The organism is Streptomyces sp. NPDC032721 (assembly GCF_055579625.1).
Map to the genome: position 1 here is coordinate 377,286 of NZ_JBVIMX010000002.1, position 25,594 is coordinate 402,879.

Sequence of the window (25,594 nt, forward strand, 5' to 3'; positions counted from 1 at the left end):
TTGGCGCTCTGCTGTGCGAGGGCGGGTGACGTGCGACGGCCCGGCGCGGCCGTGCACCCAATCTTTGCGACGAGGAGCCGTCAGATGACCGGCAGGACAGCAGTGGGTACGGGGCACGGGGCGAAGGCACGTGCGATGGGCTGGGTGGCTCTCGCGGCAGGTGCTTCCCTGGCACTCACCGCATGTGGCAGTACCACCGACGGGGCCTCGGGTGCGGCCGGTGGCGAGGGCAAGGTCGGAGTGATCCTTCCGTTGCTGACCTCGCCGTTCTGGCAGTCGTACAACGACTACGTGCCGAAGATGGCCAAGGAGGAGAAGGTCGAGGCACTGAAGACCGTCAACTCCAACAGCGACCCGGCACAGCAGATCACCGACATCAACAACCAGCTCAACCAGGGTGTGAAGGGCATCGTTGTCGCCCCCCTCGACAGCGCCGCCATAGCCGCCGGCCTCGACCAGGCCGAGCGCAAGGGCGTCCCCGTCGTCGCCGTCGACGTGGCGCCCGAAAAGGGCAAGGTCGCGATGATCGTGCGCGCCAACAACGTCGCGTACGGCCAGAAGGCCTGTGAGTTCCTCGGCGGGAAGGTCAAGTCGGGCAAGGTCGTCCAGATCATGGGCGACCTGGCCTCGGTGAACGGCCGGGAGCGCTCGGAGGCCTTCCGCAGCTGTGTGAAGTCGAAGTTCCCCGACCTGGAGGTCCTGGAGATCCCCGCGAAGTGGGAGTCGGACACGGCTGCCTCCAAGCTGGACACCCTCCTCAACTCCAACCCCGACCTCAAGGGCATCTACATGCAGGCGGGCGGCGTCTACCTCGCCCCCACCCTGCAGACCCTGAAGAGCAAGGGCCTGCTCAAGCCGGCCGGCGACCCCAAGCACATCGCGATCGTCTCCAACGACGGCATCCCGCAGGAGTTCGCGGCGATCAGGAAGGGCGAGATCGACGCGACGGTCTCGCAGCCGGCCGACACCTACGCCAAGTACGGCATGTACTACATCAAGAAGGCCATGGCGGGCGAGACCTTCAAGGAAGGCCCGACCGACCACGGCTCCACCATCGTCAAGCACCCGAACGGGTCGCTGGAGGACCAGCTGCCCGCGCCGCTGGTCACCAAGGAGAACGTCGATGACCCGAAGCTCTGGGGCAACAACCTCAAGTGAATGAAGTGACCCGGACTGACGCCTCGATGCGACCGCTGGTCGAGGCGTCCGGGATCACCAAGCGGTACGGTCCGACGACCGCGCTCCAGGACGGCCGCCTGACCGTGCTGCCTGGTGAATCGCATGCCCTGGTGGGACGCAACGGGGCGGGCAAGTCCACCCTCGTGACCGTACTCACCGGACTGCAGGCACCGGACGCGGGCACCGTCCTCTTCGACGGGGAACCGGCGCCCGCGCTGCACGACAGGGACGCATGGCGGCGCAAGGTCGCCTGCGTCTACCAGAAGCCGACGGTCGTGCCCGAACTGACCGTCGCGGAGAACCTGTTCATCCACCGGCAGCCCACCGGCTTCGGCGGAATGATCAACTGGAAGAAGCTGCGGGCGGACGCCGCCGAGCTGCTCGGCACGTGGGACGTACGGGTCGACCCGGACGCCAGGACCGCCGACCTCAAGGTCGAGGACCGGCAGATGGTCGAGATCGCCCGGGCGCTGTCCTTCGGGGCGCGCTTCATCGTCCTGGACGAGCCGACCGCACAGCTCGACAACAAGGAGATCGAGCGGCTCTTCGCCCGCATGCGGACCCTCCAGGAGTCCGGGGTGACCTTCCTGTTCATCTCCCACCACCTGCAAGAGGTGTACGAGGTGTGCCAGGCGGTCACCGTGCTGCGCGACGCACGCTGGATCACCACCGCCCCGGTCGCCGAACTGCCCCGCGCCGCCCTGGTCGAGGCCATGGCGGGCGAGGCGGTCACGGCCGCCCGGAGCGCGGCCGGGGCGGGGGTCTCGGCGGGCGCCGCGATACGCCTGGAAGTGTCCGGCCTGTCCTCACCCGCGTACCGGGACATCGGTCTGACGGTGCGCAGGGGCGAGGTCGTCGGCCTCGCGGGCACCAGCGGCAGCGGCAAGATCGAGCTGGCCGAGACCTTCGCCGGGCTCTACTCCCCGGACCGGGGCACCGCCTGGCTGGACGGCCGGGCACTGCCCTTCGGGGACGTGCCCGCCGCCCTCAAGGCGGGCGTCGGGTGCGTACCGCGCGACCGGCACGAGCAGGGCCTCGTCTCCGGGATGAGCATCGGCGACAACGCCACGATGAGCGTCCTGGGAAAGCTCGGCTCGTACGGCTTCGTCGGTACGGAGAAGAAGCGGGCGGTCGGCGAGGAGCTGATCCAGCGCCTCGACATCCACGCCGAGGGCCCGCACCAGCCGGTCTCCGACCTGTCGGGCGGCAATGCGCAGAAGGTGGTCATGGCCCGGGCGCTGGCGTCCGATCCCCGGCTCCTGGTGCTCATCAACCCGACTGCCGGTGTGGACGTGAAGTCCAAGGAATCCCTCCTCGCGCGCATGGACAGTGCGCGCGAGGACGGCACGGCGGTGCTCGTCGTGTCGGACGAGATAGATGATCTGCGGCGCTGCGACCGGGTGTTGGTCCTGTTCCACGGCCAGGTGGTCGCCGACCACGCGGCCGGCTGGAACGACCACGAGCTGATCGCATCCATTGAAGGAGTAGACCGTGGCTGAGACGACGGCCTCGCAGGCAACGGGCGCGAGTGGCCCTCGGCTCGACAAGCGCGCCCCCTCCGGCGGCGACGCCGGAGCGCACCGCAAGAAGTCGTTGCTGCTCAGCCGGGCGCGTGAACTCGCCCTGGTACCGGCCCTGGTGGTGCTGGTGGTGATCGGTGCGATAACCAACGACACCTTCTTCACCCAGGGCAACATCATCTCCATCCTGGGCGCCTCCGCGGCGCTCGCCATGGTGGTGCTGGCGGAAGCGCTGGTGCTGATCACCGGCAAGTTCGACCTGTCGCTGGAGTCGGTGGTCGGCATCGCCCCCGCCGTGGGTGCGCTGCTGGTGCTGCCCGCGCTCCAGGCCGGGTTCGGCACCGAACTGCCCGTCGGCGTCGGGCTGTTGGCGATGCTGCTTGTGGGTGCGCTGATCGGTGCCTGCAATGGCGTGCTCGTCGTCAAACTCAAGCTCAACGCGTTCATCGTGACCCTGGCCATGCTGATCGTGCTGCGCGGACTGCTGGTCGGTGCCACCGAGGGCAAGACGCTCTTCGGCATGCCGGACAGCTTCTTCGCCCTGGCCACCTCCACCTTCCTCGGCATCCCGCTGTCGGTGTGGGTCGCGGCGATCGCCTTCGGCATCGCGGGCTTCGTACTGAAGTACCACCGGGTGGGCCGCGCCCTGTACGCCATCGGCGGCAACCCGGCGGCGGCCCGCGCGGCGGGCATCCGGGTCGACCGGGTGATGCTCGGCGTCTTCATCACGGCCGGTGTGCTCGCGGCGCTCGGCGGTCTCATGCAGACCGGCTACGTCGGGGCGATCAACGCCAACCAGGGCCAGAACATGATCTTCACGGTGTTCGCGGCCGCGGTGATCGGCGGGATCAGCCTGGACGGCGGCAAGGGAAGCATGTTCGGTGCGCTGACCGGCGTGCTGCTGCTGGGAGTCGTGAAGAACCTGCTGACCCTGGCCCAGGTGCCCTCGTTCTGGGTCGACGCGATCTACGGGGCGATCATCCTGATCGCGCTGATGATCGCCCGGGTGACGACCGGCCGGGCCCAGGACTGAGGCGTCCGGCCGGGCTCCGTTGCACAGCCCGGCCACACCGCCCGGCCACACAGCTCGGCCACACCGCCCGGCCACACAGCTCCGCAACACTGCTCAGCGCGCCCTGAGGTGCGCCCTCACTGAGGAGTCAACTTACGTGAAACTGCAGCGACTTGGTGATGCGGGGCACGAGCGGCCCGCGCTGCTTGCCGACGACGGGCGGGTCCATGACCTGGCCGGGATCACGGCCGAAATCGACGGGGCCTTCCTCGCCGGCGGCGGTGTGGAGCGGGTACGGGCCGCACACGCGGCCGGGGAGCTGCCGCTCCTCGAAGGGGCGGACCTGCTGCGGGTCGGGGCGCCCGTCGCCCGGCCCGGCAAGGTGGTGTGCATCGGGCTCAACTACCGGGACCACGCCGAGGAGACCGGGGCCGCCATCCCGCCCCGCCCCGTCGTCTTCATGAAGGACCCCGGAACCGTCGTGGGGGCGTACGACGAGGTGCTGATCCCGCGCGGTTCCACCCGTACCGACTGGGAGGTGGAGCTCGGCGTCGTCATCGGCAGCCGGGCCCGCTACCTGGCCGGACCCGAAGAGGCGCTCGCCTGCGTCGGCGGGTACGCGGTCAGTCACGACGTCTCCGAGCGCGAGTTCCAGCTCGACTTCTCCTCGCAGTGGGACCTCGGCAAGTCCTGCGAGACCTTCAACCCGCTGGGGCCGTGGCTCGTCACCGCCGACGAGATCGCCGACCCGCAGGACCTGCGGCTGCGGCTCGACGTCAACGGCGTCCGCAGGCAGGACGGCCACAGCAAGGACATGATCTTCCAAGTGGCCGAGGTGATCGCTTACTTGAGCCGGTACATGGTCCTGGAACCCGGCGACGTCATCAACACCGGAACCCCGGCCGGCGTCGCCCTGGGCCTGCCCGGAAACCCCTATCTGCGCGCCGGCGACACCGTGGAGCTGTCCATCGACGGCCTCGGCAGCCAGCGCCAGACCTTCGCCCAGGCGTGAAAGGCCCAGCCACGTGACCAGAACCGACGTGAGCACCACCGCCGCGCCCGCCACCGGCGCCGTCATCCGCGAAGTCGACACGTACGACATCCGCTTCCCCACCTCGCGCGAGCTCGACGGCTCCGACGCGATGAACCCCGACCCGGACTACTCGGCCGCCTACCTCGTGCTGCGTACGGACGCCGGGGACGGCATCGAGGGCCACGGCTTCACCTTCACCATCGGGCGTGGCAACGACGTCCAGGTCGCCGCCATCAACGCCCTGAAGCCGCACCTGATCGGCCGCTCCGTCGACGAACTCGCCGCGGACCCCGGCACGTTGGGCCGCGCCCTGATCGGCGACAGCCAGCTGCGCTGGCTCGGCCCCGAGAAGGGCGTGATGCACATGGCGATCGGCGCGGTCGTCAACGCCGCCTGGGACCTCGCCGCCAAACGGGCCGGCGTGCCGCTGTGGAAGTTCCTCGCCGACGCCGAGCCCGAGTGGCTGGTCGAGCAGGTCGACTTCCGCTACATCGCCGACGTCCTCACCCCCGCCGAAGCCCTGGAACTGCTGCGCGCGGGCCGGGCCGGAGCGGCCGGCCGGGAGGCCGTGCTGCGCGAGCGCGGCTACCCCGGCTACACCACCTCGCCCGGCTGGCTCGGCTACACCGACGAGAAGCTGACCCGGCTCGCCCAGCAGGCGGTGGCCGACGGGTTCACGCAGATCAAGCTCAAGGTGGGCGCCGACCTCGCCGACGACGTACGCCGGATGCGGGCGGCCCGCGCGGCCGTCGGCCCGGACATCCGCATCGCCATCGACGCCAACCAGCGCTGGAACGTCGGCGAGGCCATCGAGTGGACCAGGGCCCTGGCCGCCTTCGACCCGTACTGGATCGAGGAGCCCACCAGCCCCGACGACATCCTCGGCCACGCCGCCATCCGCGAGGCCGTCGCCCCCGACGGCATCAAGGTCGCCACCGGCGAACACGTTCAGAACCGCATCGTCTTCAAGCAGCTCCTCCAGGCCGGTGCCATCGACGTCCTGCAGATCGACGCGGCCAGGGTGGGCGGGGTGAGCGAGAACCTCGCGATCCTGCTGCTCGCCGCGAAGTTCGGGGTGCCGGTCTGTCCGCACGCGGGCGGCGTCGGACTGTGCGAGCTGGTCCAGCACCTGTCGATGTTCGACTACGTGGCCCTCAGCGGCACCACCGAGGACCGGGTCATCGAGTACGTCGACCATCTGCACGACCACTTCGAGACCCCCGTGGTGATGCGCGACGGACACTACGTCGCGCCCGTGACACCCGGCTTCTCGGCCGCCATGCACCCCGCCTCGATCGCCGAATTCACCTATCCGGACGGCCGGTTCTGGGCCGCCGACCTCGCACAGGGCGCACGGAGCGCGCCTGACGCACCGACCGCAGCGAACCCGAAGGACATAGCCGAGGAGGCCATCGTATGAGCGAGCTCGCTGGGCTGAAGGCCCTGGTCACCGGCGGTGCCTCCGGCATCGGCCTGGCCACCGCACAGCTCCTCGCCGAGCGCGGCGCACAGGTCGCCGTACTGGACCTGGACCCCTCGGGAGCCGTCGCCCCGCTGCTCGGCTTCACCGCGGACGTCTCGGACGACGAGTCGGTACGGGCCGGTGTCGCGTCGGCCGTGGACGCGCTCGGCGGCCTCGACATCCTCGTCAACAACGCGGGCATCGGCGCCGCGGGCACCGTCGAGGACAACGACGACGCGCAGTGGCACCGGGTGCTGGACGTCAACGTGCTGGGCATGGTCCGGGTCACCCGCGCCGCCCTCCCCACCCTGCGCGCCTCCGCGCACGCCTCCGTCGTCAACACCTGCTCCATCGCCGCCACCGCCGGACTCCCGCAGCGCGCCCTCTACAGCGCCAGCAAGGGCGCCGTACTGTCGCTGACCCTGGCGATGGCCGCCGACCACGTCCGCGAGGGCATCCGCGTCAACTGCGTCAACCCGGGCACCGCCGACACCCCCTGGGTCGGCCGGCTCCTGGACGCAGCCGACGACCCGGCGGCGGAGCGGGCCGCGCTCCACGCCCGCCAGCCGATGGGCCGACTGGTCAGCGCATCCGAAGTGGCCGCCGCCATCGCCTACTTGGCGAGCCCGGCAGCGGGTTCCGTCACCGGGACCTCGCTGGCCGTGGACGGCGGAATGCAGGGCCTGCGGCTGCGCCCGGAGGGGCAGTAGTGGGCGGCCGGGGCAGCGGCCCGGGCAGCGGCGGCGGCCGGGGCAAAGGGCTCCCGGCGGCCGGGAGCGCCGGTTCCGTGCCCGTCAGCGCGCTCGGCTTCGGGGCGGCGACGCTCGGCAACCTCTTCGCGCCCGTCACCGACGAGGACGCGCACGCCGCCGTCGACACCGCCTGGAACTGTGGGGTCCGCTACTTCGACACCGCCCCGCACTACGGCCTCGGCCTCTCCGAACGGCGCCTCGGCGAGGCACTGCGCGACCGCCCCCGGGACTCGTACACCCTCTCCACCAAGGTCGGCCGCCTCCTGGAGCCCACCGACGCGGGCGGCACGGACTCCGGCTTCGCCGTCCCGCTGACCCACCGCCGGGTCTGGGACTTCAGCGCCGACGGCGTACGCCGCTCCCTCGAAGCCAGCCTGGAGCGGCTCGGCCTCGACCGCGTCGACATCGTCTACCTCCACGACGCCGACGAGTGCGGCGACGGCGGCGAACAGGCCCTGCGCGAGGCCTACCCCGCCCTGGAACGGCTCCGCGCCGAGGGAGTCGTCGGCGCCATCGGGGCGGGCATGAACCAAGTCGCCCCGCTGGAGAGGTACTTCCGCGAAACGGACGCCGACGTGGTGCTCTGCGCGGGCCGCCTGTCCCTGCTCGACCAGCGGGCCGCCCTCTCCCTCCTCCCGGAGGCCGAGAAGCGCGGCCGCTCCGTCGTCATCGGCGGAGTCTTCAACTCCGGCCTCCTCGCCGACCCCCAGCCCGGTGCCACCTTCGACTACAAGGCCGCCTCCGTCGACCTGCTGGGCCGCGCCCTGCGCATCAAGGCGGTCGCCGAGGGCCACGGAGTACCGCTGCGGGCGGCGGCCCTGCACTTCCCCTTCCGGTACGAGGCCGTGGCGAGCGTGCTCGTCGGCATGCGGACGGCGGCCGAGGCGGCGGACGCGGCGGCCATGCTCGCCGTCGACGTACCGGACGAACTCTGGGACGAACTGCGGGCCGAGGGCCTGCTGGAAGGAGTGGAAGGAGTGGAAGGAGTGGAGGGAGAGGCGCGATGACCGACCGGGTGGCCGGCCGGGGGACCGCCTCCCGCGTGGTCGACGCGCACCACCACCTCTGGGACCTCTCCGTCCGCGACCAGGACTGGATCAGCGGCCCCCAACTGGCCCCGCTGCGCCGCAACTTCCTCGTCGACGAGCTGGCGGCGGAAGCGGCCTCGGCGGGTGTCGACGCCTCCGTGGTCGTCCAGACGGTCACGGTCGCCGAGGAGACCCCCGAGTACCTGGCCCTGGCGGCGGAGCACCCGCTGATCGCGGGCGTGGTCGGCTGGACGGACCTCACCTCCCCGGACGTCGCCGAACGCCTGGCCCAGCTCCGCGCCCTGCCCGGCGGCACCCACCTGGTCGGCATCCGCCACCAGGTGCAGGGAGAGGCGGACCCGGAATGGCTGCTGCGGCCCGAGGTGCGCCGGGGCCTGGCGGCGGTCGCGGACGCGGGCCTGGTGTACGACCTGGTGATCACCCCTTCGCAGCTCCCCGCCGCGACCAGGTCAGCCCAACGGCACCCGCAACTCACCTTCGTACTCGACCACTTGGGAAAGCCCCCGATCGCCTCCGGCGCCCTGGAACCGTGGGCCACGGCTCTGCGCGAGCTGGCCGCACTGCCGAACACGGTGTGCAAGCTGTCCGGGATGGTGGTCGAGGCGGACTGGCAGCGGTGGACGGCCGACGATCTGCGCCCGTACGCGGAAACCGTGCTGGAGGCCTTCGGGCCGGGGCGGCTGATGTACGGCTCGGACTGGCCGGTGTGCCTGCTGGCCTCCTCGTACGAGGAGGTGCTGACGACGGCACGGGAGCTGATGGCGTCCCTCTCGGCGAGCGAGCGGGACGAGGTGTTCGGGGGAGTGGCGGACCGGGTCTACGGGCTGCGGAACACCTGAGGGCGGGGGCTCACAGCGGGGCCTGCCAGGTCACCGTCGTACCGCCGGAGCCGGAGCCGGGGCCCGCGTCCTTGGTCCCGTTGCCGTTCCCGTTCCCGTTCCCGACACCGCCCCCGTTCTCGCCCCCGCCCACCCCGTCGTCCGTGACCGTCAGCCGCACCCCCGGCCGGCCGTCCTCCAGTACCGCCGTCGCGTCGACCCGCACCCTCACGTACGTCACCCCGCTCCGCCGGTGGGCCGCCGCCAGTGCGCTCCGCAGGGCCGCCACCAGCTGTTTGTCGACGGGGGGTCCCACCAGGGAGTCCACCGCGCCCTCGAAGTGGACCGACGGGGCGAAGCCGAGGAGGGTGCCCGCGCCCGCGGTCTCCCTCAGGACCTTGCCCCGGACCGTCGTGGGGGCGTCCGCAGGGGGCTGCTGGAGGGCGAAGATCGCGGTGCGCACCTCCTGGATGGTCGAGTCCAGTTCGTCGACCGCCCGGCCCAGCAGCTCGTCCATCGCCTCGGACGCGTCGGAGGTCCCCTTGACCGACCCCGCCCTGCGCCGGGTCGACTCCAGCATCATCTCCGTGGCGAACAGCCGTTGCACCACCAAGTCGTGCAGGTCCCGCGCGATCCGGTCCCGGTCCTCGAAGACCGCGAGGCGCTCGCGCGCGCCCCGCCCGTCGGCCAGCACCATCGCCATCGCGGCCTGGTAGGCGAACTGGGAGGCGAGCAGGCGTTCCACACCCGTGTACGGGGCCGCCCCGCGCCGCCTGGGCAGCGCCAGCGTGCCGATGAGCTTGCCGCCGCTCTGCAACGGGAGCAGCATGCTCGGGCCGAACCGCGACCGCACCGAGGTCGTCATCCGCTCGTCGGTCGCCGAGTCCGCCACGAACACCGGTTCCCCGCCCAGGAGTTGTTCCAGTACGGCGCTGCCGGGGGCGATCGCGACGCCGAGGTAGTCCGCGCTGTCGTCGCCGGGCTCGGTGGCCGCCGCGACGATCTCCATCCCGCCGGACTCCGTCGGCTGGAGCACGATCCCGGCCGCCGCCCCGGCCAGCGACCTGGCCTTCTCCGCGACGGTCGTCAGCGCGTCGCAGACGGTGCCGTCGTGCAGCAGGGCCGTGGTGACGGCGGCGGCGCCCTCGATCCAGCGCTCGCGCAGCCGCGCCGTCTCGTACAGCCGGGCGTTGCCGATCGAGATGCCGGCCTGCGCGGCGAGCACCCGCAGCAGTGACAGGTCGTCCTGGGTGAAGGCGGTGCCGTCGCGGCGGTCGGTCAGATAGAGGTTGCCGAAGACCGTGGCGCCCACCCTCACCGGGACACCGACGAAGGAGTTCATGGAGGGATGGCCGGGCGGCAGTCCGGCCGACCGGACGTCGGCGGAGATGTCCGGCACGAGCAGCGGGCGCGGCTCCTGCACCAGGACGCCCAGCAGCCCACTGTGCCCGTCCGGCAGCCGGTCCATGCGCTGCCTGGCCTCCTCGTCGAGCCCCGCCGTGTAGAGCTCGGTGATCCGGCCGCCCTCGGCGTCGAGCACGCCGAGCGCCCCGTACCGCGCCCCGGACAGTTCGAGCGCGGAGTCCACGATGTGCTGGAGGGTGGCGCGCAGCTCCAGGTCCGTACCGACGTTGAGGACCGCGTCGAGGAGGAGCGGAAGGCCGGGGGAGGTGTGTCGTACCTCGTCGTGCATCGGGTCCCGGGATCCTTCCGCCGCTCGTCCGTGCGTGGCCCCGTCGCTCGGTCGCTCAGGGCCCGGCTGTCGCTCTGGCTGTCATTCCGGCCGGGACTCGGCCACCGTGGGCTCCAGTGCCATCGGACTGACCTTGCCCTCCAGCATCTCCCCGAGCCCCAGTACGGCGCACACATCCGGCCGTTCCGCGATCCGTACCGGCATCCCGGTCGAGTCGCGCAGCATCTGGTCCAGGCCGGGCAGCAGGGCGCTGCCGCCGACCATCATGATCCCGCAGTCCGCGAGGTCGGCCACCAGGTCGGGCGGGCAGACCCGCAGGATCCGGCCGATGCCGTCGACGACGGCGGTCAGCGGTGTGTGGATGGCGTGCCGTACGGCGGCCGTGTCGACCAGCACCGAACGGGCCAGGCCCGTCGCCACGTCCCGGCCGTGGATCTCGGTGGAGGCCGGGCCCCCGGCCGCGAGCCCGGTGCCGCTGAGCGCGAGCTGCAGGGGACGTACCGACTGCGAGGGCAGCATCAGCTCGTGCGCCTGGCGCAGGTGCTGGATGACGGCGTGGTCGATGGCGTTGCCGCCGACCGGGATCCGCTCGGCGGCGACGATCGAGCCGAGCGAGAGGACCGCGATCTGGGTGGTCGCAGCCCCGCACACCATGATCATCGTGGCGGACGGCTGCTCGACGGGCAGCCCGCAGCCGACCGCCGCCGCGATGAGGGTGTCCACCAGCTCCACCTTGCGGGCCCCGATGCCCACCAGCGTCTCGATGGTGGCGCGCTGGGCGAGCGGATCCGCGTCGTGCGGGGTGCTGGCGGCGGCCCGCAGGCCGGGCTTGCGGCGCAGCTGGCGGCGGAGCTTGTCGCCGAGCAGCTGACGGAGCATCCGGCGGGCCATCTCCACGTCGACGACGGTGCCGCCGGAGACCGGGCGCACCACCCGGATGTAGTCCGGGGTGCGGCCGGTCATCTTCTCCGCGAACGCGCCGACCGCGATGAGCGCCCCGGTCCGGGTGTTGACTGCGGCACAGCTCGGCTCGTCGACCACGAGACCGAGCCCCTTCACGAACACGCGGGTCCGGGAGGCCCCCAGATCGACGGCGACATGGCAACGGCGCAACTGCTCAAGACTGACGGTCATAGTGGCATCGTGCGGTTGGCCCGGACTTGCCGCGCGCTGGGATGCGCCGCACGGGGTAGGCGAGCTGACGCAGCGCCAGACCACCGGCTCACGGGGCGTCAGTCCGCCGCCGGTCCCGGAACCTCCTCCCCATCCACCGTCAGCACACGCTGCAACAGCCCCCAGGTGAACTCCGCCACCAGCCGTTCCCCGCCCGGCAGCGTCACCTCCAGGTGCGAGCGGTGCGGAGTGCCGCCGTCCCGCATGCGTACGGGAGGAAACGCCCGCGCCACCTCGTCCACCGTCGCCGACCAGGGGCTCAGATCGTCCGCCGACTCCAGTACGGGGGACGGGGAGTCCGGCGCCCGCACCAGCCACTCGTTCCACACCCGCCCGTCGGGCCCGCACATCGCCTCGAACCGCAGGTCCGGCCAGAGCGGCAGCCGCCACAGCAGCGCCTCGCACTCCAGGTCGCCGATCCTGCGCCGTACGACGGTCTCCGGGCGGCCGAGCACGGAGTGGTAACGCGCCACGGCGTCGCGGGCCCGGGGCGAGCGCACCATCGCCTGCCAGCGCCGGTTCACGTCCCGCATCGCGGTGAGCGAGACGCCCATCGAGATCCGGGCGTCCTCGGCCAGCCCCGGCTGGTGGTCGGCCATCCGGCGCAGCAGCACGAGCTGGAAGTCCTGCGGCCCGAAAGGCCCGGACCCACCCGCGCCGCCGGACCCACCCGCGCCACCCGACACTCCCACCATGATCCACCTCACTTACTTGACAATCTCAATCATTGAGGAGCAAGGTTCATCCAGATCGTAAAGTTTTGTGTACGCCGACCCGGAGGCCGAACCCCCATGACCACTCTCCCCACCACCGGCCACGCCTGGCACCTCGTCCGCCGTCCGAACGGCTGGCCCGTGCCCGAGGACTTCTCGCTGGTCGAGTTCCCGGTGTCCGAGCCCGCCGAGGGCCGGATCCTGGTCCGCAACCTGCACCTCTCCGTCGACCCTTACATGCGCGGCCGGATGAACGACGTGAAGTCGTACATTCCCGCCTTCGAGCTCGACAAGCCGATGACCGGCGGCGCCGTCGGCGAGGTCATCGCCTCCGGCGACGAGCGCTTCTCGGTCGGCGACCACGTCCTGCACGACCTCGGCTGGCGCGACTACGCCGATGTGAAGGCCGACTTCGCCACCAAGGTCAGCGCCGAGCTCGCCCCCCTCTCCAGCTACCTCGGCGTCCTCGGCATGCCGGGCCTCACCGCCTACGCGGGCCTCTTCGAGGTGGCCTCCTTCAAGCCGGGCGACACCGTCTTCGTCTCCGGCGCGGCCGGCGCCGTCGGCAGCCAGGTCGGCCAGATGGCCAAGCTCAAGGGCGCGGCGCGGGTCATCGGCTCGGCCGGCTCCACCGACAAGATCAAGCTGCTCACCGAGCAGTACGGCTTCGACGCCGCGTTCAACTACAAGGACGACGCCCCGGTCGCCCAGCAGCTGCGCGAGGCCGCCCCCGAGGGCATCGACGTCTACTTCGACAACGTCGGCGGCGAGCACCTCGAAGCCGCGATCGGCGCGCTCAACGTGCACGGCCGCGCCACCCTGTGCGGTGCGATCTCCGGCTACAACGACACCGAGCCGACCCCCGGCCCGCGCAACATGATGATGGTCATCGGCAAGCGGCTGCGCCTGACGGGCATCCTGGTCGCCGACCACGCCGACCTGCAGAAGCAGTTCGTCGAGGAGGTCTCCGGCTGGATCCGCTCCGGTGAGCTCAAGTACGACGAGACCGTTGTCGAGGGCATCGAGAACAACGTCGAGGCCTTCCTCGGCATGCTGCGCGGCGCGAACACCGGAAAGATGATCGTCTCGCTCACCCGCTAAGCTCGCTGGCAGCCGCCGCGATCCGTGGGCGCGAGTCGCGGCGAACCAAGCAGGAGGATCCACCCGCATGAGCATCAGCAAGATCGACGTCAAGTACACCGCCGTCGCCACCGCCGAGAACGGCCGTGACGGCCGCGTCGCCACCGACGACGGCAAGCTGGACGTGGTCGTCAACCCGCCCAAGGAGATGGGCGGAAGCGGCGCGGGCACCAACCCCGAGCAGCTCTTCGCCGCCGGTTACAGTGCCTGCTTCCAGGGCGCGCTGGGCGTCGTGGCCCGCAAGGAGAACGTCGACATCTCCGGCTCCACGGTGACGGCCAAGGTCGGCATCGGTTCGACCGAGGAAGGCGGCTTCGGCCTGGAGGTCGCCCTCTCGGCCACCATCCCGAACGTGGACGAGGCCACCGCCAAGTCCCTGGTGGAGAAGGCGCACCAGGTGTGCCCGTACTCCAATGCCACCCGCGGCAACATCAAGGTCGAGCTCTCCGTCGGCTGACGACGGTAGCGCGACGAAGGCGGAGGGGCCGCCCCGGAGTGATCCGGGGCGGCCCCTCTCCCGTCCGGGACGCCGGTGGACCCCCGTGCCGCCGGTTGCCGTACGAGGGCCGTACGAGTGCCGTACGAGTGCCGTACGGGTGCTGCGACGCGGGACTACGCCGACGCGGCCCGCACCAGCGCCCGGATCAGGTGCACGTTCTCCGGGGCGGCCCCGCCCGGGTAGGCGAACCGGCGCCGGTTGTACCCGTACGCGATCTGGTTGCGCGGGTCGGCGAAGGCCTCGGAGCCCGCCGCGCCGCTGTGCCCGATCGAGCCGTGCCCGAGCACCGGGTACTTGTCGGCGGCGACCGCCGCGAAGCCCAGCCCGAAGACCGCGCGCTGTCCGCCGACCAGGTCGATGCCCTCGGAGTGGATCTGCCCGAACTCGGCGAGGGTGTCCGCGTTCAGCAGCGGCTGTGCCCCGTCGGGTCCGCCGCCGAGTATCGCCAGATACATTCCCGCGAGGCCGCGTGCGGAGGCGACTCCGCCGTAGGACGCGGGAGAGGCCTTCCGGCTCGCGGCCGAATTGGCCGTCGCCACCAGGTCGGTGGGCTCCTTGCCGTTCAGGTTGAACGCGATCCCGCCGAGGCTGTGCGCACCGACCGGATTGGCCGCCTGTTCGGCCTGCTGCGCCGGGGTGGGCGTCATCGGCAGCGTGTCCAGGAAGCGCGGCGTGACCTCGTCGGGCTCGCCCAGGTAGAAGTCCAGGCCGAACGGGGCGCGCACCCGCTCCTCGTACCACTCCTGGACCGTCCTGCCGGTGACCCGCCGCACCACCTCGCCGGTCAGTGCGGCGATGACGTACGCGTGGTAGCCGAAGGCGGTGCCGGGCCGCCAGTACGGCCGCTGCCCGGCCAGCCGCTCCGCCATCAGCCGGTCGTCGATCACTTCCTCCGCACTGAACCCGGTGTCCGCGCCGACCAGCCCGGCCCGGTGCGCCAGCAGCTCGCGCAGCGTCAGCCGGTCCTTGCCGTGCACCCCGAACTCCGGCCAGTACGAGGCCACCGTGCGGTCCAGGTCCAGCGTTCCGTCCTGCACGAGGAGCGCCACCACCAGATGGGCGGCGCCCTTGGTCGACGAGTAGACCGGAGTCAGCGAGTCGGGTCCGATGTACGGGCCGCCCCACAGGTCCACGACCTTCTCGCCGCGTACGTACGCGACGAGCTGGGCGGCGTGGTCCGGGCCTTCGTCCGGGTGGGCGAGGGCGGCCGCGAACTCCTCGCGGACGTCCTCGTATCCGGCGGCGACGGTGCCCTGGACGGTCGTGTCCTTGACGGCGGTGCCCTGGACGGCGGTGGCCTGTACGTCGATCTCGCTCATCGCTCGATCAGCTCCCCTGTTGTTGCCCGTGGCACGAGGTGCCCGAGTGGTTCCTGTACCGGGGATCAAGCCACCGCCGCCGCGCGCTATTCCGCTCTCACCTGCCCGTTCATCCAGCCGTTACGTACAGCGCCCGGGCGATCTGCGCGAACTCGCCCTTGGGGTGCGCCCGGAACAGCGGCTCGGTGCCGAACAGGACCACCTCCGCGCCCTTCGCCGACGTACCGCTGACGACCGAGGCCCGGCCCGCCGCGTCCTTCGGGCCGCCGGTGCCGTCCTCGCCCGCGCGCCAGTGCCCGGAGACCAGCGGGTTGTTGCCCGCCTTCCCGTACGACTGGTCGGTGCGGACGCCCTTGCCGAGGTCGGTGAACCACATCGGCGAGTAGACGAACGTGTGCGCCGGAGCCCCGGCGGTCACCGGGCTGGCGCCCGAACTGTCCACCTGGACCACGCCGTTGGCGTCCCCGGTGCCCTGGACGGCCTTCGCGGCGAGCAGCCCCGCGTCCGCGTTGAACCTCGCCCCGTCGGCGCCGAGGCCGACCAGACCGTGGCCGGAGGCGAGGAAGACGTCCAGGGCCTTCTTCGCCGCCGCGTTCAGCTTTCCGTACGCCAGGTCGGCCGAGACGTAGAGGGTGTCGACCGAGGTGAGGTCGAATCCCTTGTTCAGCACGTCCGTCGACACGGGCGTCACCGCGAAGCCCATCTCCCGCAGCGCGAACAGTTCGCCGGGGGTCACGGCCGCCGCGACCCGGGTCCGCCGGATCGCCTCCACGCCCTTGGCCCGGGTGGTGTGGAACGCCACCCCGAGCCGGTCCGCCAGCCGGACGGCCTTCCAGCGCGCCGAACCCGGCACCACAGCAGTCCCGTCGGCGGCCCGGGTCACCTTCACCCCGTCCGCGAGCAGGGAGTTGAGGGCGGTGATCTCCTTCGGGTCGTCCAGTCGCAGCCGCAGGTCGCCCCACGGGGCGACGTAACCGGTCGGGGAAGCGGCGTGCACCGGGCGGCCCCTGACGTCCAGCCGCCCGTCCATCACCTTGTCGACGCTCGCGCCCCACAGCAGGCCCAGGCTCCAGCCGGAGATGTCGTACATCGCGGAGACGTCCGCACTGATGTCGCGGCCCTCGGCCAGGATCACGTTGGCGATGCCGCGCTTGGGCTGGCGCATGTCGACGACGTACGAACCCGCCGGATAGTCCTTCCCGCCGAGCCGGAAGGCGCGCAGCGCCCGCTCCACCTTCACGTCATTGGCGACGAGGTGGTCGACGAGCCGGGCGGCGGCCACGTCGGAGCGCTGCCCGCCGGAGCGCTGACCACCGCCGGAGCCGACCGGGATCACGTACGCGCGCGGGAACTTCGTCGTGTAGACGTCCTCCGGGCCGATGCCCGGCACGCCCGGCACGGTCTCCTCCGACACCGGTACCTGCGCCGCGCCCACCGAACCCCGGCGGAACGTCTCGATCTGGTCGGCGATCACCGAGGTGCGGTGCGAGGCGGTGTAGTCGAGCGCCGCCTTGATGGCCGCGCCCGCGACGTCCTTGTTCACTGCGGAGCGCCTGCGCAGCTCGGCGACCGGCTGGGTGTCGTACTCCTCGTTGTTGACCTGGAGCGGGATCTCGATGGTGTGCGTGGCGACCGCGCCCTGGAAGGGCATGTACTGCGGGGTGAAGACGGGCGGCCAGTCGTCCCACCCTTCCTTCTGGTCGCGGAAGGGGATGACCACCGGTTCGACGCCGTCCTTGGCGGGCGTGTAGCCGAGGCCGTTGACGGCGGCCTCCATGCCCAGCGCGTTGGCGTAGGAGTTCTTCAGGAAGAGGTCGTACTCGTAGTTCTCGCCGTGCGGCGGGGTGGTCGGCTCGATGAGCGTGCCGTTCACATAGCCGTGCATGTCGAGCATGACGGCGGGCTGCTTGTCGATGGCGATCTGCCGGATCGCGCGCGCCTCGGGCTGGGTGGCGGTGATGAAGTCCCGGTTGATGTCGAAGCCGTTGGCGTTCGGCCGGGTGCCCGCTATTCGGCCGTCCGGATTGGCCGTGACGTTGATGTATATCCGGTTCTGGGTGAGCAGCCTGCCGGTCTTGGCGTCGTTCGCCCGCGCCAGCTCCTCGATCAGCTTCAGGGACGCGTCCGTCCCCTCCCACTCGTTGCCGTGGATGTTGTTGTTGATGAAGACCGGCGTCTTGTACGTGTCCTTGATCCGCCGGTCCCTGGCGGCGTCTGCGGGCGAGTTCTCGATCTTCTCGCGCATCCGCTCCTGCTCGCGCGCCTGCCCGGCGCTCTCCGGCGCGGTCACGGTGACCAGGTACAGGTCGTGCCCGCCCGCCGACTTCCCGGCGATCTCCACACTGACCCGGTCGCCCAGCTTCTGGAGCGAGTTCAGCTGCGGGGCTATCGCGTGGTACGGGGTCAGCCCCAGCTTGATCGACTTGTCGGCGGGGTCGGGCGCGGGCACCCGCAGCGCGGTCCTGCGCGGATACCCGAGGTCGTGCCGCAGACCCTGACCGGTGGCGGCGTCGAGCGCGCGGGCGGCCGACGCGGCCGGGCCCTTCGCGGCCGGGGAGTCCTTCAACTCCTGTGCCGCCGAGACCCCTTCGCGGGAGTGCGGCGGCCCGTCACCGCGCGGGCCGCCCGGCACGGGCTCGGCGACCGCGGGGGCGGGCGCGAGCAGGACCGCACCGGTGAGTGCGGCGACACCGACGAGGACCGGTCTGGGAATGCGGTTTCTGGTGGGACCCATGCGCGTACGTACCTCCAAAGGCGTGCGGAAGACGGCTACGCGAAGGTCTATCTCCCAACTATCCGCTTCACAAGGGGGTATTGGGGCCCAGGAGGCAACTCCGCACCCGGGCGGCGAGCCCCTCGCCCGGCCCGGTACGAGGCTGAGGTACGTCGAGGAGGCCCCTAGGGTGGGGCCCATGAGTGATCTCGGTACGGGCTTCAAGTACTTGGCCAAGGGCCAGCAGTGGATGGCGCAGCACGGCCGCAGCTACGGGTTCGGGCTGCTGCCCGGACTCGTCACGCTCGTGCTGTACCTCGCCGCGCTGGTCGGCCTGGTGACCTGGTCCGGCGACTTCGTCAGCTGGGTGACACCCTTCGCCGACGACTGGGGCGACACCTGGCTGACGATATTCCGGGGGCTGCTGCGCGTCCTGCTCTTCGGCCTGGCCCTGTTCCTCGCGGTGATCACCTTCACCGCCGTCACCCTGCTGGTCGGCCAGCCCTTCTACGAGACCCTCTCCGAGCGTGTCGACCGCTCCAGGTCCCCCGACGGGAGCGCGCCCGAGTCGGGCCTGCCGCTCGTCCGCGAGCTGTGGATCTCCGCGCGGGACAGCGTGCGCGTCCTGCTGCGCGTCCTGTTCTTCGGCATCCTGCTGTTCGCCTGCGGATTCATCCCGGTTATCGGCCAGACCGTGGTCCCGGTCCTCGGCTTCTGCGTCTCGGGCTTCTTCCTCGCGGAGGAGCTGACGGCAGTGGCCCTCCAGCGCAGGAACGTCGACTTCAAGAAGCGGCTCGCACTGCTGCGCAGGCGGCGGGCGCTGGTGCTGGGCTTCGGAGTGCCGCTCACCCTGGCGTTCCTGGTGCCGTTCGTGGCGGTCTTCCTGATGCCGGGCGCGGTGGCGGGGGCGACGCTGATGGTGCGGGACATGCTGGACGAGCCGTCGCTGGACGGGCCGGTACCGGACGGCGCGCCCCTCACGCCTTGACGGTCACACCTTGACGGTGCGCAGCCTCCGGTCGCTCAGGACCTGAAGGTCGTCGGGGTCGGAGGTGAGAACGACCACGGGCCCCGGCTGCTGGAGCGCGGTGGCGACGAGGACCGCGTCGATGGCGTACTTGTGACCGTGCAGACCGGCGGCCGCCAGCAGTGCGCAGGCCGCGCGTGCGGTGTCCTCGGTGACCGGTTCGATCTCGATACGGGAGAGCACCCAGTCGAACCGAGGCTGCTTGATCTTCGGATTGCGGGCTTCCACCGCGGTCATCGCGCTGATGACGACACGGGCTCCGTGGTCGCGCGCACGCCGTACCAGCGCGGTCACTTCACGGTCGTCCCCGACGAGCTTCGACAGGCCCTGACAGTCGAGGACCAGGGTTCCGATGAGCGGTGCGGTCATGCGGCAGAACGCTCACCCTCGTGCTGGGCACCGTCGGCGGCGCCGCCACCGAGCAGTGCGTCGGCCTCGGCCAGTTCGGCCTCGGAGAACGCCCCGTGCCGTGCCTCGTGGTCGTCGACGAGCTCGGACAGCCGCTCCATCGCGACGCGCTGGCGCAGTGCTGCCGTGATGTATGCCGAGAACTCGCCGGGCCCGACCTTCGCCCGTACCGTCTCCGCCAGGTCTTCCGGAATGCTGACCGAGTACTTGCGTGTGGTTCCACTCATGGAACGACAGTAGCACCAACCATGCTACCGCGCCGACCATCCAAAGAGCCCGCCCGGCATCCGGAAGTCCCTTGATCAGCACGGGTGTTGCCGGGAGCATCACCCCCATGACCGAACTTCTCGCCGTCGCCCTGATCACCGTCCTCGCCGTCATCAGTCCCGGCGCCGACTTCGCCATGGTGGTCCGCAACAGCTACCTCTACGGCCGTACGACCGGCCTGCTCGGCGCGGCGGGGGTCGCGGCCGGTGTCCTGGTCCACGTCACGTACACCATGCTCGGCGTCGGCCTGCTGATCGCCTCGTCCACCGCCCTGTTCACCGCGATCAAGCTGCTCGGCGCCGCGTACCTCGTCTACATCGGCATCCGCACCTTCTTCGCCCGCGACGAGCTCGCCGTCGACCTGGAGGGCAAGCGCGAACTGTCCCCGCTCGGCGCGATGCGCGCGGGCTTCCTGACGAACGTCCTGAACCCGAAGACCACCCTCTTCGTGGTCTCCACCTTCACCCAGGTCGTCGGCCCCGACACGGCGCTGTGGCAGCAGGCCGGGTACGGGCTCTTCATGTCGGCGGCGCACTTCGGCTGGTTCGCGCTGGTGGCCCTCTTCTTCTCGGACGGCAGGTTGCGCGCGGCGATGCTGCGCCGGCAGAAGGCGCTCAACCGGGGCATCGGCTCGGTCCTCGTGGGCCTCGGTGTGACCCTGGGCCTGGCCCGCTGACCCCTCCCCGGCTCCTCGGCGGGGCGGGAGGCCGCGTCACGCCCCGGCGGTCCCCGCCCCGCCCCGCAGCAGCCCCAGGAAGTTCCGGAACGCCCCCGGCATGTCGACCGACTCCGGGTCGTGCAGCCACTGGAACTGCAGCCCGTCCATGACCGCCACCACCAGCGGCGCCGCCTGCTCGGGGGTCAGCCCGCCCGGCAGCCGCTGCCCGAACTCGGCGCGCAGCGCCAGCGCCATGCCCTCGCGCACGGCCGCGTACCGGTGGGTGAAGAAGTCCGTCGCCGGGTGCCCGTCGGTGACGCTCTCGCCGAGCAGGGCGGAGAAGGTCTGTACGACGCCGGGGCGCATCGCGTTGTACTCGACGAGCGAGTCCAGCAGGTCGAGCCGCCAGGCCTGGGCGCTCAGCCCCACCCCGCCGGTGTCCCACTGGTCGCGCTCCTCCAGGACCGCGACCAGCAGGGCTTCCTTGGTGGGGAAGTAGTGCAGTAGGCCCTGCTGGGTGAGGTGCACGCGCTCTGCCACCGAGGCGAGCGAGGCCCCCCGGTAGCCGCGCTCGGCGATGACCTCGAAGGCCGCGCGCAGGATCTCCGCGCGCCGCTCCTCACTCCTGGCTCTTGCCATCGTGCGTACCCCTTCCCCGATGAACTCGCTGGTCAGGACGGTACGCCATGCCGTCACATCACGAATGAGTCACAAAGCCTACCGGTTCACAGGTATCGGGAGTACATATGGGGTGAACAGCAGGTCCCAACGAGGAGGTACGGCCGTGGCAAGCGAGTCCACCAACCGGTCCACCAGCGCCCAGCAGGACGAACAGCTCCGTGAGCAGGCGGTCGAGGCGGCCCTCGGCAAGCTGGACCTCGACGCGAAGGCCCGGCTCCTGGGCGGCCAGGACATGTGGACGCTGCCCGCGCTCCCCGAGATCGGCCTGAAGTCGCTGGTGATGTCCGACGGCCCGATCGGTGTGCGCGGCGTCCGCTGGACCGCCGACGACCCGTCGATCGCGCTTCCTTCGCCGACCGCGCTGGCCGCCACCTGGGACCCGGAGCTGGCCCGCCGGGCCGGCCGGCTGCTCGCCCAGGAGGCCCGCCGCAAGAACGTGCACGTCCTCCTCGCCCCCACCGTCAACCTGCACCGCTCGCCGCTCGGCGGACGCCACTTCGAGTGCTACTCGGAGGACCCGTACCTCACCGGCGAGATCGGCAGCGGCTACGTCAGCGGCGTCCAGGACGGCGGGGTGGGCACCACCGTCAAGCACTTCGTCGGCAACGACGCGGAGACCGACCGCTTCACCGTCGACAGCGTCATCGCCCCGCGCCCGCTGCGCGAGCTCTACCTGGCCCCCTTCGAGGCCATCGTCAAGAACGCCCACCCGTGGGGCATCATGACCGCCTACAACCAGGTCAACGGCACCACGATGACCGAGCACCGCTACCTGGTGAACGAGGTGCTGCGCGGCGAGTGGGGCTTCGACGGCATCAACGTCTCCGACTGGATGGCGGCCCGCTCCACCAAGGGCGACATCGAGGGCGGCCTGGACGTGGCGATGCCCGGCCCGAAGACCGTGTACGGCGAGCCGCTCGCCGGCGCCGTCCGCGCGGGCGACGTCGACGAGGCGCTGGTCGACGACGCGGTCCGCAACGTGCTCCGGCTCGCCGCCCGCGTCGGCATCCTGGACGGCGCCCCCGCCGTGGTCAGCGAGCTGCCCGCGGCCCTGGACGGCCAGGCGGTCGCCCGCGAGGTCGCCCACCGGGCCTTCGTCCTGGTCAAGAACGACGAGGCGGCACTCCCCCTGAACCCTGCGTCGGTACGCAAACTGGCCCTCAGCGGCGCGGCGGCCCGCGACGCCCGCGTCCTGGGCGGCGGCTCCGCGACGGTCTTCCCGGAGCGCGTGGTCGCCCCGCTCGACGGCCTGCTGGCGGCCCTCCCCGAGGGCACCGTCTCCTACTCCGTCGGCGCCGACCCGAGCGACGAACTGGCCGTCGCCGACAAGGGGTTCACCCTCCGCGCGATCTGCCGGGACGAGTCCGGCGCGGTCCTGGGCGAGGGCACCCTGCCCAACGGCCAGGTCCAGTGGATCGGCGACGACCTCCCGGCCGGCGTCACCCACGCCGCGCTCCACTCCGTCGAGGTCACCGGCACCTTCACGGCCCGCGAGAGCGGCGAGCACGCCTTCGGCACCCGGGGCATCGGCCACTTCGCGATGACCCTCGCGGGCGAGAAGGTCTACGACGACGTCCAGGGCATGAGTGCCGCCGCCGACCCCTTCGAGGCGTTCTTCGGCGCCCCGACGGAGCGCGGCCGCCGCACCCTCGCCGCCGGTGAGACGATCGACGTTTCGTTGCACCACACCGTCCTGAAGAACACCGGCTCGCCGCTCACGGCGATCATGTTCTCGCTCACCCACCTCGCGCCGCAGCAGGACGAGGACGCGCTGATCGCTCAGGCGGTGGAGGCGGCGCGGGGCGCGGACGCCGCGGTGGTCGTGGTGGCCACGACGGACCGGGTCGAATCCGAGGGCTTCGACCGCACCAACCTCGAACTCCCCGGCCGCCAGAACGACCTGGTGTCCGCCGTCGCGGCCGTGAACCCCCGCACGATCGTCATCGTCAACTCCGGCTCCCCGGTGGAGCTGCCGTGGCGCGACGACGTCGCCGCGGTCCTCTTCAGCTGGTTCCCCGGCCAGGAGGGCGGCGCGGCGCTCGCGGACGTGCTGCTCGGCAAGGAGGAGCCGGGCGGCCGGCTCCCCACCACCTGGCCGGTCGCGTTCGCGGACGTCCCGGTCACGGAGGTCACCCCGACGGACGGCCGACTCCACTACACCGAGGGCGTCTTCATCGGCTACCGGGCGTGGGACAAGGCGGGCACGGCGCCCGCGTACCCCTTCGGCCACGGCCTCGGCTACACGACCTGGGACTACGAGTCCCTGACGGTGTCCACCGACACCGACGGCACTCACGCCACGGTCCGCATCCGCAACACGGGCGAGCGCACCGGCCGTGAGGTGGTCCAGCTCTACCTGGCACCGACGGCGGACCCGGTGGAGCGGCCGGACCGCTGGCTGGCCGGGTTCGCGAGTGTGGAGGCCGCGGCGGGGGAGACGGTCGAGGTGCGGGTCGAGCTGCCGCGCAGGGTGTTCGAGATCTGGGACGAGGAGGCCGGGGCGTGGTCGTACGTGGAGGGCGCATACGAGGTCCAGGCCTCGCGCTCCCTCACGGCCCCCATGCTGACGACCATGCTGCGGGCCCAGGCCTGACTCCCGGTTCCCCGCGCCCCTGAACACTCAGGGGCGCGGTGGGGCGCCCGGGGTCAGAGGGGTTTGGGGCCCGTGACGCCCCGGTAGGCGAGTTCCGCCAGGTGGGACTGGCCGTTGATGCTCGGGTGGAACCAGTCCCACTGGCTCAACTGCCCGGCGCCGAAGGCGTATTCGAAGACCGCCCCGCCGTCGTACCGGCAGTGCCTGTCCTTGGCGCACACCGACTGCAACACCCCGTTGTACCCCACCACCCGCTCCCGCACCGCCCCCCTCCGGGCCACCGCCGCCGCATCCATCGCCTCCGCGTCACCCAGCATCGAAGGGCACACCCCCAGCGCCCACACCTGCTTGCCGAGCGGGTTGCCCCGGCCCTGGGACCAGAGCCGCTTGAGGTCCGGGACGCTCGCCACGTACACCTGCGTCCGGGGGAGTTCGGCGCGCAGCGTGCGCAGTGCCTTCTCGAAGGAGGCGCGGAAGTCCGCCACCGAGGTCATGGCCGACACCGAACTCCGGCAGGCGTCGTTCGCCCCGGTCATCACCGTGACCAGCTCCGGCCGATGCGCGGCCGCCCGCGCCATCTGCTGCGGCAGGTCGGAGATCCGGGAGCCGGACACCGCCAGGTTCCAGCTGCGCTGCGCCGCCCCCTGCGGCCCCAGCAGCCGCACCGCCAGACTGTTCACCGACGCGTTCGTACCCGTCGCCCAGGACGCCTCGGGACAGTCGGCCAGTACCGAACACGCGTCGAACCCACGTGTTATCGAATCGCCGACGGCAACGAGCGAGGACGGCGACCGGTCCCACGTGGGAGTGGGAGTGGGGCGGGGGGTCGGAGTGGCCGTCGGTGTAGGAGTGGCCGCAGTGCGCCGCTCGCCCTGGGGCCGCGTGTCCGACGAGTTCCCGCCCCCGCACCCCGCCACCGCGAGCAACGCGCCCACCACCGCCCCCGCGGCCACGCCCCCCGCGCGCCGGCGCACCCGTGCCGCGTTCCGACCGCTGTCCCGCATGCCTGTGCTTCCCTCCGCGCGGCGGTGTGTACGTCCGGGAATCCCCGGAAAAGCCGGCGATTCCCCGCCCCCGGACCGACAGTACGTCACACCCCGGCGCACGCCGCACGGTAGCTTTTGCCCCACGGCACCACCGCCGGTACCCCGCCCCTCCCGTACCGGTAAATTACATGACGTCACATACTGTCCCTTTTCAGGAGATTCACTCCCGATGCTGTTTACTGTTGACAACCTCGGGAGCCGGCCAGGCGTGTCACCTCGACCGCACGGCCAGGGAGCACGAGGCCGCTGGTGAAGGCGAACCTCGACCCACACAGCAGGAGGTCCCGGTGACGACACGTGGAGTTCTCTACGTCCACTCCGCGCCGCGCGCGATGTGCCCCCATGTCGAATGGGCGGTGGGTTCCGTGCTCGGCGTGCGAGTCGGTCTCGACTGGATCAGGCAGCCGGCGGCGCCCGGCACCTGGAGATCCGAATTCTCCTGGCAGGGCAGTGCGGGTACGGCGTCCAAGCTGGCGTCCGCCCTGCGCGGCTGGGACATGCTGCGCTTCGAGGTGACGGCCGAACCCTGCCCGACCGCCGAGGGCGAGCGCTACAGCTCCACCCCCGAGCTCGGCATCTTCCACGCCGTCACCGGCATGCACGGCGACATCCTCATCCCCGAGGACCGGCTGCGCGCCGCGCTCGCCCGCTCGGTGCGCGGCGAGAGCGATCTGGAGGCCGAGGTCTCCCAGCTCCTCGGCAAGCCCTGGGACGACGAACTCGAACCCTTCCGGTACGCGGGAGAGGGCGCCCCGGTGCGCTGGCTCCACCAGGTCGTCTGATCCGCCGGATCCGAGCGCGGCCCGCGTGATCACGGACGACCCCGACGGGATAGATTC

At 71.4% G+C, this 25,594-nt stretch carries 23 protein-coding genes; 14 read left to right on the forward strand and 9 right to left on the reverse strand.

What is annotated here, in order from left to right; all coding sequences use genetic code 11:
* Window positions 1-84: 84 nt before the first annotated feature.
* From ACZ5PB_RS07890 to ACZ5PB_RS07925, 8 genes are all read left to right on the forward strand, one after another.
* Window positions 85-1,158 (forward strand): sugar ABC transporter substrate-binding protein, encoded by a 1,074-nt coding sequence (locus ACZ5PB_RS07890; protein ID WP_468688767.1) that lies wholly within the window; start codon window positions 85-87, stop codon window positions 1,156-1,158.
* Window positions 1,159-1,184: 26 nt separating this feature from the next.
* Window positions 1,185-2,678: a sugar ABC transporter ATP-binding protein gene (locus tag ACZ5PB_RS07895; protein ID WP_468688929.1), complete on the forward strand. Its 1,494-nt coding sequence runs from the start codon at window positions 1,185-1,187 to the stop codon at window positions 2,676-2,678.
* A gap of 94 nt (window positions 2,679-2,772) precedes the next feature.
* Complete coding sequence (locus ACZ5PB_RS07900; protein ID WP_468688931.1) at window positions 2,773-3,732, forward strand: ABC transporter permease; 960 nt, start codon at window positions 2,773-2,775, stop codon at window positions 3,730-3,732.
* 136 nt (window positions 3,733-3,868) lie between these two features.
* Window positions 3,869-4,723: a fumarylacetoacetate hydrolase family protein gene (locus tag ACZ5PB_RS07905; protein WP_468688769.1), complete on the forward strand. Its 855-nt coding sequence runs from the start codon at window positions 3,869-3,871 to the stop codon at window positions 4,721-4,723.
* 130 nt (window positions 4,724-4,853) lie between these two features.
* Window positions 4,854-6,164 carry an enolase C-terminal domain-like protein gene (locus tag ACZ5PB_RS07910; protein ID WP_468688933.1) on the forward strand — a complete coding sequence of 437 codons (1,311 nt, stop codon included), beginning with the start codon at window positions 4,854-4,856 and terminating at the stop codon, window positions 6,162-6,164.
* Window positions 6,161-6,916, forward strand: a complete 756-nt coding sequence (locus tag ACZ5PB_RS07915) for an SDR family NAD(P)-dependent oxidoreductase (protein WP_468688771.1) — start codon at window positions 6,161-6,163, stop codon at window positions 6,914-6,916. The genes ACZ5PB_RS07910 and ACZ5PB_RS07915 overlap by 4 nt, the downstream gene beginning before the upstream one ends.
* Before the next feature lie 77 nt (window positions 6,917-6,993).
* Window positions 6,994-7,965, forward strand: coding sequence for an aldo/keto reductase (locus ACZ5PB_RS07920; RefSeq protein WP_468688772.1), 972 nt, complete (start codon window positions 6,994-6,996; stop codon window positions 7,963-7,965).
* On the forward strand, window positions 7,962-8,846 hold the full coding sequence (locus ACZ5PB_RS07925; protein WP_468688773.1) for an amidohydrolase family protein: 885 nt from the start codon (window positions 7,962-7,964) through the stop codon (window positions 8,844-8,846). Before ACZ5PB_RS07920 ends, ACZ5PB_RS07925 begins: the two co-directional genes overlap by 4 nt.
* 10 nt (window positions 8,847-8,856) lie before the next feature.
* Here ACZ5PB_RS07925 and ACZ5PB_RS07930 read toward each other — a convergent pair whose 3' ends face one another.
* From ACZ5PB_RS07930 to ACZ5PB_RS07940, 3 genes are all read right to left on the reverse strand, one after another.
* Window positions 8,857-10,518, reverse strand: a complete 1,662-nt coding sequence (locus tag ACZ5PB_RS07930; RefSeq protein ID WP_468688774.1) for a GAF domain-containing protein — start codon at window positions 10,516-10,518, stop codon at window positions 8,857-8,859.
* 81 nt (window positions 10,519-10,599) lie between these two features.
* Complete coding sequence (locus ACZ5PB_RS07935; protein ID WP_468688776.1) at window positions 10,600-11,652, reverse strand: rod shape-determining protein; 1,053 nt, start codon at window positions 11,650-11,652, stop codon at window positions 10,600-10,602.
* A gap of 98 nt (window positions 11,653-11,750) precedes the next feature.
* Window positions 11,751-12,386 (reverse strand): hypothetical protein, encoded by a 636-nt coding sequence (locus ACZ5PB_RS07940; RefSeq protein ID WP_468688778.1) that lies wholly within the window; start codon window positions 12,384-12,386, stop codon window positions 11,751-11,753.
* A 96-nt stretch (window positions 12,387-12,482) separates the two neighbouring features.
* Between ACZ5PB_RS07940 and ACZ5PB_RS07945 the strand changes: the two genes are divergently transcribed.
* Window positions 12,483-13,505, forward strand: coding sequence for an NADP-dependent oxidoreductase (locus ACZ5PB_RS07945; protein ID WP_468688780.1), 1,023 nt, complete (start codon window positions 12,483-12,485; stop codon window positions 13,503-13,505).
* 67 nt (window positions 13,506-13,572) lie between these two features.
* Window positions 13,573-14,001: an organic hydroperoxide resistance protein gene (locus tag ACZ5PB_RS07950; RefSeq protein WP_468688782.1), complete on the forward strand. Its 429-nt coding sequence runs from the start codon at window positions 13,573-13,575 to the stop codon at window positions 13,999-14,001.
* A gap of 155 nt (window positions 14,002-14,156) precedes the next feature.
* On the opposite strand, the gene ACZ5PB_RS07955 is transcribed toward ACZ5PB_RS07950, so the two are convergent.
* A complete protein-coding gene (locus ACZ5PB_RS07955; RefSeq protein WP_468688783.1) occupies window positions 14,157-15,362 on the reverse strand; it encodes a serine hydrolase domain-containing protein in 1,206 nt (401 codons plus the stop codon).
* A gap of 109 nt (window positions 15,363-15,471) precedes the next feature.
* Entirely contained in the window at window positions 15,472-18,096 is a 2,625-nt protein-coding gene (locus tag ACZ5PB_RS07960; RefSeq protein WP_468688784.1) for a M14 family zinc carboxypeptidase, read from the reverse strand.
* A 178-nt stretch (window positions 18,097-18,274) separates the two neighbouring features.
* Between ACZ5PB_RS07960 and ACZ5PB_RS07965 the strand changes: the two genes are divergently transcribed.
* Complete coding sequence (locus tag ACZ5PB_RS07965; RefSeq protein ID WP_468688786.1) at window positions 18,275-19,063, forward strand: EI24 domain-containing protein; 789 nt, start codon at window positions 18,275-18,277, stop codon at window positions 19,061-19,063.
* Between the two features lie 3 nt (window positions 19,064-19,066).
* Here the strand turns inward: ACZ5PB_RS07965 and ACZ5PB_RS07970 are convergent, their stop codons facing one another.
* Together ACZ5PB_RS07970 and ACZ5PB_RS07975 are read right to left on the reverse strand one after the other, a co-directional pair.
* On the reverse strand, window positions 19,067-19,471 hold the full coding sequence (locus ACZ5PB_RS07970; protein WP_468688788.1) for a PIN domain-containing protein: 405 nt from the start codon (window positions 19,469-19,471) through the stop codon (window positions 19,067-19,069).
* The gene (locus ACZ5PB_RS07975; protein ID WP_468688790.1) at window positions 19,468-19,737 is read right to left on the reverse strand and encodes a hypothetical protein; all 270 of its coding nucleotides are present in this window, start codon (window positions 19,735-19,737) and stop codon (window positions 19,468-19,470) included. Before ACZ5PB_RS07975 ends, ACZ5PB_RS07970 begins: the two co-directional genes overlap by 4 nt.
* 107 nt (window positions 19,738-19,844) lie before the next feature.
* Here ACZ5PB_RS07975 and ACZ5PB_RS07980 point away from each other — a divergent pair, with 107 nt between their 5' ends.
* A complete protein-coding gene (locus tag ACZ5PB_RS07980) occupies window positions 19,845-20,453 on the forward strand; it encodes a LysE family transporter (RefSeq protein ID WP_468688792.1) in 609 nt (202 codons plus the stop codon).
* Window positions 20,454-20,489: 36 nt separating this feature from the next.
* On the opposite strand, the gene ACZ5PB_RS07985 is transcribed toward ACZ5PB_RS07980, so the two are convergent.
* Entirely contained in the window at window positions 20,490-21,074 is a 585-nt protein-coding gene (locus tag ACZ5PB_RS07985) for a TetR/AcrR family transcriptional regulator (RefSeq protein ID WP_468688794.1), read from the reverse strand.
* Between the two features lie 64 nt (window positions 21,075-21,138).
* Here ACZ5PB_RS07985 and ACZ5PB_RS07990 point away from each other — a divergent pair, with 64 nt between their 5' ends.
* The gene (locus ACZ5PB_RS07990) at window positions 21,139-23,709 is read left to right on the forward strand and encodes a beta-glucosidase (RefSeq protein WP_468688796.1); all 2,571 of its coding nucleotides are present in this window, start codon (window positions 21,139-21,141) and stop codon (window positions 23,707-23,709) included.
* A gap of 53 nt (window positions 23,710-23,762) precedes the next feature.
* Here ACZ5PB_RS07990 and ACZ5PB_RS07995 read toward each other — a convergent pair whose 3' ends face one another.
* Complete coding sequence (locus ACZ5PB_RS07995; protein ID WP_468688798.1) at window positions 23,763-24,713, reverse strand: SGNH/GDSL hydrolase family protein; 951 nt, start codon at window positions 24,711-24,713, stop codon at window positions 23,763-23,765.
* Between the two features lie 329 nt (window positions 24,714-25,042).
* Between ACZ5PB_RS07995 and ACZ5PB_RS08000 the strand changes: the two genes are divergently transcribed.
* Window positions 25,043-25,537, forward strand: coding sequence for a DUF3145 domain-containing protein (locus ACZ5PB_RS08000; RefSeq protein ID WP_468688800.1), 495 nt, complete (start codon window positions 25,043-25,045; stop codon window positions 25,535-25,537).
* Window positions 25,538-25,594 lie beyond the last annotated feature (57 nt).